8 protein-coding genes are annotated in these 11,301 nt (G+C 40.5%); 2 read left to right on the top strand and 6 right to left on the bottom strand.

The annotated features are described in order from the left end of the window. Positions 1 to 46 precede the first annotated feature (46 nt). The 6 genes from NSTC731_RS29625 to NSTC731_RS29600 form a co-directional block, all read right to left on the bottom strand. Positions 47 to 2,044 (bottom strand): right-handed parallel beta-helix repeat-containing protein, encoded by a 1,998-nt coding sequence (locus tag NSTC731_RS29625; protein ID WP_445632206.1) that lies wholly within the window; start codon positions 2,042 to 2,044, stop codon positions 47 to 49. Positions 2,045 to 2,072: 28 nt separating this feature from the next. Beyond that, positions 2,073 to 2,357, bottom strand: a complete 285-nt coding sequence (locus NSTC731_RS29620) for a hypothetical protein (protein ID WP_445628072.1) — start codon at positions 2,355 to 2,357, stop codon at positions 2,073 to 2,075. Positions 2,358 to 2,499: 142 nt separating this feature from the next. Next, the gene (locus NSTC731_RS29615; protein ID WP_445628071.1) at positions 2,500 to 2,646 is read right to left on the bottom strand and encodes a hypothetical protein; all 147 of its coding nucleotides are present in this window, start codon (positions 2,644 to 2,646) and stop codon (positions 2,500 to 2,502) included. Between the two features lie 2 nt (positions 2,647 to 2,648). Continuing rightward, positions 2,649 to 3,698, bottom strand: coding sequence for an MFS transporter (locus NSTC731_RS29610; protein WP_445628070.1), 1,050 nt, complete (start codon positions 3,696 to 3,698; stop codon positions 2,649 to 2,651). A 138-nt stretch (positions 3,699 to 3,836) separates the two neighbouring features. Then, a complete protein-coding gene (gene moeB / locus NSTC731_RS29605) occupies positions 3,837 to 5,009 on the bottom strand; it encodes a molybdopterin-synthase adenylyltransferase MoeB (RefSeq protein WP_445628069.1) in 1,173 nt (390 codons plus the stop codon). Positions 5,010 to 5,149: 140 nt separating this feature from the next. Further along, the gene (locus tag NSTC731_RS29600; protein ID WP_445632205.1) at positions 5,150 to 5,608 is read right to left on the bottom strand and encodes a Mov34/MPN/PAD-1 family protein; all 459 of its coding nucleotides are present in this window, start codon (positions 5,606 to 5,608) and stop codon (positions 5,150 to 5,152) included. Positions 5,609 to 6,657: 1,049 nt separating this feature from the next. Here NSTC731_RS29600 and NSTC731_RS29595 point away from each other — a divergent pair. Further along, positions 6,658 to 7,557 carry an IS982 family transposase gene (locus NSTC731_RS29595; RefSeq protein WP_445628068.1) on the top strand — a complete coding sequence of 300 codons (900 nt, stop codon included), beginning with the start codon at positions 6,658 to 6,660 and terminating at the stop codon, positions 7,555 to 7,557. A gap of 26 nt (positions 7,558 to 7,583) precedes the next feature. Beyond that, complete coding sequence (locus NSTC731_RS29590) at positions 7,584 to 10,868, top strand: beta strand repeat-containing protein (RefSeq protein WP_445628067.1); 3,285 nt, start codon at positions 7,584 to 7,586, stop codon at positions 10,866 to 10,868. Positions 10,869 to 11,301 lie beyond the last annotated feature (433 nt).

The raw sequence follows: 11,301 nt of genomic DNA, 5'->3' as shown, positions 1-11,301 counted from the left end.
TGCCCCATTTTGTAATTATAATGATTTGGTAAATAGAATAATAAATTTACTGAAGTTCAGGTGGAATATCATTTAAACTAAATGTCCGCATTGATTCGCCAGAGAGATTTTCTCTCACAATACGGGTTTTAATTCGCATCACCATTTTTTCAAAAATATTGCGTACATCTCGACCATTAGCAAAGTTATTTCCTCGATTTTCATACATATTGATGAATATAGTTTTCAAGCGCTCTGATACATTTTCAGTACATATCCATCCAGGTTTTTTGTTATTACACATTGTCAGGAAAATAGAGTGCATTTCCTCACCTGTATAGTCAGGAAAATCTATATGAAAAGCAATACGAGATTTTAAGCCAGAATTACTATTGAGAAAACTTTTCATCTCATTGGAATATCCAGCAAAAATCACCACTAGACGATGCCGATAATTTTCCATTAAGGCAACAAGAGTATTTATTGCTTCTCTTCCATACTCATCATGCTGACCATTTGCTAAAGAATAAGCTTCATCAATAAATAAAACACTATCCAAAGCAGATTCAACTAATTCAGTCGTTTTTGATGCTGTCTGTCCCAAATATATCGCAACTAAAGAATCACGTTGAACTTCTATAAATTCTCCTTTTTGTAAAATTCCTAGTTCTTTAAATATTTGTCCTATTAAGCGAGCAATCGTAGTTTTTCCTGTTCCAGGATTGCCTGAAAAAAGCATGTGTCTAGTTTGCGATTCTTCTACTTCATATCCTTCTTTTTTCAAACGTTGATTGGCAATTTCCGTATCAACAATTTCTAAGACTGCTTCTTTTACTGAGTCTAAACCAATCATGGTTTCTAATTGATCTAGCAATAATTCTAGGCGGCTGTTGTCAGATTTAATAGTTCTATTAGAATTTTGCTCTTTTGATTCTTTCGTCAACTCTTTTTTACTTTTTTTAGATGAAATATTCTCAGAGATGGTATTATTTTTTAAATTTTTATTTTCTTTATTTTCTATGTATCCACTCACAATACAATCATCCGCTATGTACCAATCTTGTCGCTTATTATCAAAAACATTACAGTCTTCTATTGTGCCTCGACCATTATTTGTAACCATAACTCCATTACTTTGCCCATCATGTATTTGGCATTTACGAATCGTTGGATTACCTCCATTGTCAATGTATATACCTGGATAAGCATTCGCAAAAATATCACAGTCTTCTATTGTGCCTTGCCCATTATTTGTAACCCGAATTCCATTACCTTGCCCATCATGTATTTGGCATCTGCGAATCGTAGGATTACCTCCATTAGTAATGGCTATATCTTGATAAGCATTCGCAAAAATATCACAGTCTTCTATTGTTCCTAAACCATTGTCTGAAATCAAAATTCCATGAGTTTGCTCATCATGTATTTGGCATTTACAAATCGTAGGATTACCTCCATTGTCAATGTATATACCTGGCTGAGCATTCGCAAAAATATCACAGTCTTCTATTGTGCCTTGACCATTATCTGTAACCTGAATTCCATTACTTTGCCCATTATGTATTTGGCATTTACGAATCGTAGGATTACCTCCATCATCAATAAGTATACCTGAATTAGTATTCGCAAAAATATCACAGTCTTCTATTGTGCCTTGCCCATTATCTGTAACCCGAATTCCATGAGTTTGCCCATCATGTATTTGGCATCTGCGAATCGTAGGATTACCTCCATTAGTAATGGCTATATCTGGATAAGCATTCGCAAAAATATCACAGTCTTCTATTGTGCCTTGACCATTATCTGTAACCTGAATTCCATTACTTTGCCCATCATGTATTTGGCATTTACGAATCGTAGGATTACTTCCTTCACCAATGTATATACCTGGCAGAACATTCGCAAAAATATCACAGTCTTCTATTACACCGAGGCCCTTCTGTGTCACCAAAACTCCGCAACTTTGCCCATCATGAATTTTGCATTGCCGAACTGTAGGGTTAGTTTTTTGACCTTGAATAAAAATACCTACCCACTCTGACGCTATTTCACAATTTTCTAGCATCAATTCCCCTTGAGGGATATACACAGCATTACCATAGCTGAATGGATGGTTTTATAGTTAAATTTTTTATTTCAGATAGATGCGTTTGCATTGTTATACAGTTTTTGTCAGTCCCTGTGATCACAATATCTCTTCGCAGTCCATCACCAATGATAGTTAAAGGCTTATCAATAATAATACTTTCTTGATAATTACCACGACGAACCAAAATAGTCGCATTAGGGGAAGCATCATCAATTGCTTTACTTATACTTTGGTAGCATCCTGATTCTCCCTGAGAAACAATAAGCTTTTTTGAGCGAAAAAAGAACATAGGATTTTTTTAAGCGTAATAATACATATAAGCTTAAAACAACCCAAGTCTCTTTTGCAGGCAGGTTAGAGACACTTAAAGTATCAAATCTACATAAATTAATTCATCCCTTCATTCAGGAATGCCAGCCAAAGATATTGCGTTAAATTTCTGCGTTAGTTGGTCTTTGAGAAATGCCACTTACCGTAATGCAAACACCAACCAGGAAAAATGCCAATCCACCCCCAACAGCACCAACAAAAGTTGTTATCCGTTGCAGTTGAGGAAATATAACGCCAAACAAACTCATCCCTAAAGCAAACCCACCAAATACATCCCAACTCCTAATCCCGCCCACTGCTGGGGTACTAGCCCCAAAGCAAAAGGAATTGCCCCGTTGACAATTAAACTAAAGCTAGCAACAATTAACACAATTATTGGAATTTGTGCGCCTACAGATATCATTATCAATAACAAAGAAATGATTGCACAGATCCCACAAAGCATTGCTTGACGATTACCAATTTTGACAGCGAAGATTCCAGCTGGGATGCTGGCAATTGCGATCGCTATTCCAATCCACACCATTTGCACATCAATATTATCAGTATTGAGTTGGGCTTTCAGCACTTTTCCCAAGACATCCATGAGAAATCGGATACCCCACGCAACGCCGAAACCAGTTCCTAAAATCAAAGCCAATTTCTGCAAGGGCAACTTTACTGTTTCTGCTTGATGTTTATCCACTGGTGCTTCTGGAGGATTGACTAAGCGCAACACAGCCGCCGCCCCCAGCATTACAAAAGAACCGATCGCAAAGGTATAAACTGGCCCTGAGCTTAAAATAAACTTGTAACTTATCGGTCTAAAAGCCCCAATCACACCGCCTGTTAAAGTGACAAAACTGACTGCTAAAGGTAACTGCGCTGGTGTCGAATACATCCCCAATAGGCACATAACTGGAGAACGAAATATTGTCATTGCCAATGCCCAAGCTACCAATACTATAGGTAAGAGCGATCGCATCACGGTAGTAGGCGGGATCAAATTTACAACGCATGGTATGGCAATAAACAAAGCCGATGCCAGAATCATACCTACTGAGATAAAAGGAAACCGAGTTCCTACCCAGCGTCTAGCTTGGTCTGAAAGTCCGCCCATCACTGGTTCTAGCACAGCACCCAAAGCATTTTCGACTAGCACCAAACCAACTGCCAATGAAGCCGGAAAACCAAACTGAGTCAGAAGTTGCGGCAAATAAATATTATAAATTAACCACGAGAGGGTAATTGCTCCCTGCACCGCTGCCAACACCCAAACTTGCACCCATAAAATATTCAGATGAGATTTCGAGGTAGTCATAAGGAGATGGGGAGTGTGGAGTGGGGAATGGGAGACAAGGGAGAAGGGGGAGACAAGGGAGAAAATTTTACCTTGTCCCCCTTGTCCCCCTTGTCTTCCTCATTCCCTCATCTACTCTTTAAAGAAAGCGATGCGCTTTTAATACTCCGGAACTGAAGGATCGATTTCTCGACTCCAAGCGGTAATTCCGCCTTTAACATTCGTCCCGACAATCCCGGCTTCCTTGAGAATGGCTAGGGCTTTTGCCGATCGCCCGCCCATCTTACAATGAGCAATTAAACGATGACCGTTTAATATTTCCTTCACCTTAGCAACACCATTGCCATTTTCAATGTCTGGTAAGGGCACCAACACTGAACCTGGAATCTTGGCAATATCGTACTCATGGGGGTTGCGGACATCCAGCAGTACAAAATCCTTTGCACCGCTATCTAACAACTCCTTCAAATCCTTGACGGTCATTTCTTGACTTTCCATCTGCTGTTTTGCCTCCTCTGCCTTAGCTTGTGGAATCCCGCAGAATTCTTCGTAATCTATCAGCTTTTCAATTACTGGGCGAATCGGGTTCGGACGCAGTTTCAACTCCCGAAATTTCATATCCAAGGCGTTGTATAGCAGCAATCGCCCGCTGAGAGTGTTCCCTTGTCCCAGAATGATTTTAACAGCTTCGGTCGCCTGGATTAAACCAATAATTCCTGGCAAAATTCCCAATACACCACCTTCTGCACAAGAAGGAACCATTCCTGGTGGTGGTGGTTCTGGGAAAAGGTCGCGATAATTCGGGCCACCTTCGTAATTAAATACAGTAGCTTGCCCTTCAAAGCGTAAAATTGAACCGTAGACGTTGGGCTTATTTAGCAATACGCAGGCATCGTTAACTAGATATCTGGTGGGGAAGTTATCAGTACCATCCACAACGATATCGTAAGGTTGAATCAGCTCCAGGGCGTTTTCGGAAGTCAGACGAGTTTCGTATAAATCAACCTGACAATAGGGGTTAATCTCGTGAATGCGGTTTTTTGCCGATTCAATTTTGGGTTTACCCACCCAGGATGTCCCGTGAATTACTTGGCGTTGCAGATTAGAAGTATCGACAACATCAAAATCGACAATTCCGATGCGTCCAATACCCGCCGCCGCCAAATATAAAAGTAGTGGTGAACCGAGTCCACCTGTACCGATACACATTACACTAGCGGCTTTCAGGCGCTTCTGTCCTTCTAGCCCTACTTCCGGTAAAATCAGGTGTCGGGAGTAGCGTTCGTAATCGTCTTTGGTCAACTGGATTTCGTCCAGATTGGGATTGAGCATAGCAGTTATGATGTGGGAAAGCGGAATATTAATCCTATCGAAAAACTGGATCTTATATAGAAATAGGAGTGGGAAAGACGAATTTTCATCTGTGATAGCGGCGAAAACCGCGATGAGTCACTGTCTTTAAACTAAGCCAGTTATTTTATATTTTCAATTGCCTCTATTTGAAACTGATGAGTATCATCAAGGCTCCAACTTTTGAGTTCTCCAGCTTTGCCGTTTTGGACGGAAACTATTATATACGAGTATCCCTGCCAAGCGTATAGGCGATCGCATTCTGAGGGTATAGCAGGATGATCTGGGTGGGAGTGAAAAATGCCGATAATGTTCAGTGAGCGATCGCGTGCTTCCCTTTGTGTTTTTAACATAACTTCGGGTGCGATCGTATATTGCCGTCTTTTACTTTCTGTTGTGCGTTCTCCTGGAAATTCAGCAGCCGCTTCTGTATTCCAAGCATTTTCTGTTGGCATGACTTCTACCACAGTTTTGCCCTCATTTGCCAGATAGCCCAAAATTATACCACAGCACTCATCTGGGTAGGTGCTTTCGGCATGGGTGCGGATAGTTTGCAAGTGTTCTTGGCTAAGTTGAATCATGTCTGCGTTTGTAATTTTAGCAACTTCTAACAATTCTTGCTGAATGCGTATGCTAGCAAAAACCGCAGGCGTTTGCGATCGCGCAGCGTTCCGCAGGAAAGCTTGCCGTACCCCTCCGGGGAAGCAAGCTACGCGTAGCGTCTGTCTGCGACACGCTGCGCGATCGCAGAGAAGGTATCGCAGCACAAAAAAGAACATATATATTATGTATTTTGTATCACTCCTCAAAAGTTTTACCTACTGAGTTATGCCTTATAAATTAGAAGAATATGAAGAATATACAAAGCTTAGTACTTGTGTATACATTTTTCAGCCAGTAATGTGAAGAGTATGCAAAGATGAGTATTTAAGCATAGACATCTAAGTAACATATTCATTATGTAGTTATTTTTGAGGCTCTTGAGATATTCTCTATTTTCAAACTAGACACTCACAGATAACAGCCCACAAGGAGGGCATGAAAATCTTTTTCCCGCTCAAGAGTCAACTATTGACTATTTTCTCTTCTATAGCAGTCCTAAATGAGTTGCTTTCCACATCTATTCCCTATTCCCCATTCCCTATTCCTTGTCTCCACGAGTAGTTTGTAAATCAAATAGGATTGCTATAGTAGAACTTAGGCACTGGCAAAAAACCAAATATAAAGAGCGAATTTTAGGCATTTAATTGTTAGATTTTTTGATTATTGTTCAGTGATTTATACTGAATAAATACGATCAAAAAAGCCTGAAATGGCAGATGTTCAAAATTGACACACTCATTAATTATACAGTGCTTAAGACTTAGATAGTTTGAGATGTTTGGATAATTGGTACGTATAAACCTTGAAACAGGGTGAGTGTTAGAGAGATATTACTTCTCTTCAATGGGGAGATGAGAATATGCCGAAAACGTCAAATTTCGCCAAATACTTTGTGCCATAAAAATGCACAAACCGCAGATTTACAACTGAAATTTACTGAAAAAATCGATTTAGATAACCTGAGTTCGGGATAAGGAAAAGGACAGGTAGTAAGCTGAAAATAACAACAAATCCAGCAACCTGTCCTATGTTTAGTTTAGATGCTTTGTTCTGTCATGTAGATGATTTCTGTAAAGCGTTTGAAGCTCAATGGCAGAGAAAACTGTTAAATCATGGAGGAATAAAACGTGTAAGAGCGAAAAGCTTGTGTTTAAGTGAAATAATGACAATTATCATCGCTTTTCATCAAAATCACTACCGGAATTTCAAACATTTTTATTTGAATCAGGTGAAACAGCAGTGGAGTTCTGCGTTTCCAGGTCTTCCTTCTTATCAACGATTTATTGAATGGATACCATCAACTTTAATACCTTTATGCGTCTATCTGAAGCATTGTTTCGGACAATGTACGGGTATCGGCTTTATCGATTCAACCTGCTTGAAGGTATGTCATAATCGTCGGATTTCTCGGCATAAGGTATTTAAAGGTTTAGCCGCTCGTGGCAAGACTTCCGTGGATTGGTTTTTTGGTTTTAAGCTTCATATTGTTGTCAATGAGCTTGGTCAACTCTTAAATGTGACTCTTACTCCTGGTAATATTGATGACCGTAAACCCGTACCAGATTTACTGTGTAAGCTTTTTGGCAAAATATTTGGCGTTAGCGAAGCTTACCGAAGGTATCGCGGCTATGTTTCTGAAAAACTTGCTTCTCAGCTTTTGGAAGAGTTCGGAATCCAATTTTTCGCTAAACCCCGTCGCAATATGAAGAATAGGCTGATGCGTCTTCATGACAAACTTTTGTCCCGTAAACGCTCAATTATTGAAACGATTAATGATCAACTCAAAAACATTTCTCAGATTGAACATTCTCGACACCGAAGCCCCGTTAATTTTTGCGTTAACGTTCTTTGCGGATTAATCGCTTATTGTCATCAACCTAAGAAACCTAGCCTTCAACTGGAGTGGCTTTTACCTCCTTATCTTTAACCCGAACTCAGGTTAGGTAGAAAGTTATGGCAAATATCAATGGCACAAACGGTAATGATACCCTCTATGGGACAACAAGTGATGACTTGATTAATGGTTTAGCTGGTGACGATCAACTATATCCTAATGGAGCCTACGATACCCTCAACGGTGGCGGCGGTAAGGATAAATTTGTTTACGAGGCTAATCTTAACAGTCGTACCATTATCATCACCGATTTCGATGGCATTGGTAAAGGCTCAAACCCATCAGCAGAGGTGATTGCCTCAGTGGATACCTTGCAATTTACAGGAGATGAGCAATTAATTGCGAGAAATTTGCTATTAACTCTATTAATTCAAAATGGAAACAACTTAGAAATCAGCTTTGACGGGGTGGAGTTTGGTTCCACAGTTTTTCTGGAAAACTTTGTCCTGGAAAACCTAGACAATTTAGCCCAGGTTGGCAATATCCTATTCTATGGGCAAACTAGTATTAAAGACAGTTTTGATGTCTTCAATGCCAACTCTACCCAAAACACTATCTTTAAAAAGAACACAGTCACTTTTCTTAACGAACTCGACAATAATGTTAACGGTTTTGATAACTCAGATGATGTCATCAATGGTCAGGGGGGCAATGACAAAATCGACGGCTTGAGTGGCAACGACTTGCTGCGGGGTGGTATGGGGAATAATACTCTCATAGGTGGTGCAGGTGACGATACCTTGCGTGCTGGCAGCTATTCATTAAGCGATAATCTACTGAATGGAGGCGATGGCAATGATTCTCTCTCCATCTCTGACTCGTATGGCAAAAACACCATTGAGGGTGGTGCAGGTGACGATACCTTGAATGCTAGTGGTTCAAAAGGCGATAATCTACTGAGTGGAGGTGATGGCAACGATTTTCTTAGCTCCGGCGCCTTTGGTAGTAATAATACCCTCAACGGTGGTAATGGCGATGATATCTTCACCACAAGTGTCGGTGGCATAAACAATAATATCCTCACAGGTGGCGGTGGCAAGGATAAATTTGTTGTTTACAATTTCTCATACTACAGCAAGACTAATAATATTATCACCGATTTCGGTGGAGTAAATAAAAACATAAATCCCTCGACAGCAGTGATTGCCGAAGTGGACACCCTAAATTTTCAGGACGATGACTCCTTCTTCTTGTTTACTGCTCAAAATATGCTGCTGACCCAGAATGGCAACAATCTGGAAATCACTTTTGCAGGGACGCTTCCTAAAGGCAAACTTATCTTGGAAAACTTTGCCTTGGAAAACCTGGATAACCTCAGCAAATCTACAGGAGCGATTGTAGACTTAGGCAACATTCTGTTTGAAGGGCAAACTAGTATCACAGACAGCTTTGATGTCTTTAATGCCAACTCCACCCAAAACACGGTCTTTAAAAAAAACACAGTCACTTTTCTTAACGACCTCGACAATAATGTTAGCGGCTTTGACAATTCAGATGATGTCATTAATGCTCAGGGAGGCGATGACAAAATCGACGGATTGAGTGGCAATGACCTTTTGAGAGGTGGTGTAGGCAATAATACCCTCAATGGTGGTACTGGTGATGATAGCTTGAATGTTGACTCTTCATCAGGCGATAACCTCCTCTTTGGTGGCGATGGCAATGATTCTCTCTTTGCCTCTGGCTACCAGTATTACTCCAGCCAATACCAAGAAGGCGACGACATACAAGGCGACGATCTTCGCTTAGAGGGTAATAATACCCTCAACGGTGGTGCCGGTAACGATAACTTGAGTGCTAGTGGTTCAAAAGGCGATAACCTACTTTTTGGTAGCGATGGCAATGATTCTCTCTCTGTCTCTGGCTATTACTCCAACCCTGGCGGCGACTTTTTCCAGTACTACAACAATCGCACATTAGGCAATAATACCCTTAACGGTGGTGCTGGTGACGACACCTTGAGTGCTAGTGGTTCAGCAGGTGATAACCTCCTCTCTGGGGGTGATGGCAATGATTCTCTCTCCGTCTCTGGCTTTATCGAATATAATTACGACTCCTCCTTGAACTCTGTCTCATCTGGCAATAACACCCTTAACGGTGGCACTGGTGATGATACCTTAAATACTAGCGGTTCAACAGGCGATAACCTCCTCTCTGGGGGTGATGGCAATGATTTCTTATATGTCAGCACCCCATTAAACACCCGATCTCAATATCCTCCTATCACCTCTGATTTAGTGACTCAAACGGTAGATGCGGGTAAGGGTGACGATTTATTGTCCGTCGATTACACCTTTGCTACCGGAGGAATCACTTCGACTTTTGATGCTACTACTAACATTGGATCGATTACGGCAGGTACGGATCTAGTTAACTATAAGTTTATCGAACGATTCAATATCTTAGGTACAGCCTACGATGACAACATCGTGGGGAATAGTAGTAACGATACCCTCTCTACGGGCTATGGTGGCAAAGATACGATAGATGGAGGTAAGGGTGACGATGTGTTATCTGTCAATTACACCTCTGCTACAGGAGGGATCACTTCGACTTTTAATGCCACTACTAACAGTGGATCAATGACTGCGGGCAACGATCGAGTTAGCTACAAGAATATCGAACGATTCAATATCTCAGGTACAGCCTACGATGATAACATTGTAGGGAGCAATGGTAACGATACGCTTTGCCTGGGCTATGATGGTAATAATAGTGGCAAAGATACTATAGATGGGGGAAAGGGTGACGATGTGCTATTCTCCTATTACTACTATAGTGATGTTAGTAATACCGAGGGAATCACTTCGACTTTTGATGCCACTACTAACAGTGGCTCGATTACGCTAGGCAATAATCGAGTTAGCTACAAGAATCTCGAAGGATTAAATATTATAGGTACATTCCGCCCTGACAATATTGTGGGGAGCAACGGCAACGATACGCTCTCCGAGGGCTATGGTTATAACAATTATTCATTTTATCATGAACTTTCAGATAACGATACCCTTTATGGAGGAGATGGTACTGATACCTTTTTTTTCCATAGTATTAATAATAATGAAGAAGGTATCGATCGCGTTTATGACTTTAATGCGACTAATGAATTAATTCAAGTATCGGCTGCTGGTTTTGGTGGCGGGTTATCAGTAGGTTCACTTAAGACAAACCAGTTTACCCTCGGAACATCTGCAACAACAAGCAATCAAAGATTTATCTATGACTTCACTACAGGTGCACTGTATTTTGACTCTGATGGTAGTGCGGGTGTAGAGACTCAGGTACAATTTGCACAATTATCTCCTGGCTTGACACTAACCGAAAACAATTTTATGGTTGTCTAATTTTTTTTATTAGCGCTCTGGCATCAGTCTGGATAAAGCTTGCGAGGCGTTCTTTTCAACACCTCGCATACGATTGATCGATACAATTACTTTTAACAGAGAGGATGTGTTAGGTTTTATTCCTTAACTTTTGGCATAGGTACGGATGGTTTGCAGTATTCTTGGTTAAGTCAATTTATGTCTGCGTTGATAATTTTGATAACCTATAGCGATTCTTGCACAGATATATATTGGTAGGCGATCGCTCTCATCGTAGTATAAGTTAACCAAGGCGTAGGCTAGCAAAAACCGCAGGCGATCGCAGCCTTCAAAAATTAAAATACGTATTTTTTATCACTTATTAAAATATTTACCTACTAGGTTTTACTTTCTTATTGCCTAGACACAGAAGAATATGAAGAATATACAAAGCTCAATACTTATGTATAGATTT

This window comes from Nostoc sp. DSM 114167 (assembly GCF_052692655.1).
Note: the sequence above shows the minus strand (reverse complement) of the source record. Positions and strands in the feature narration are given on the sequence as shown.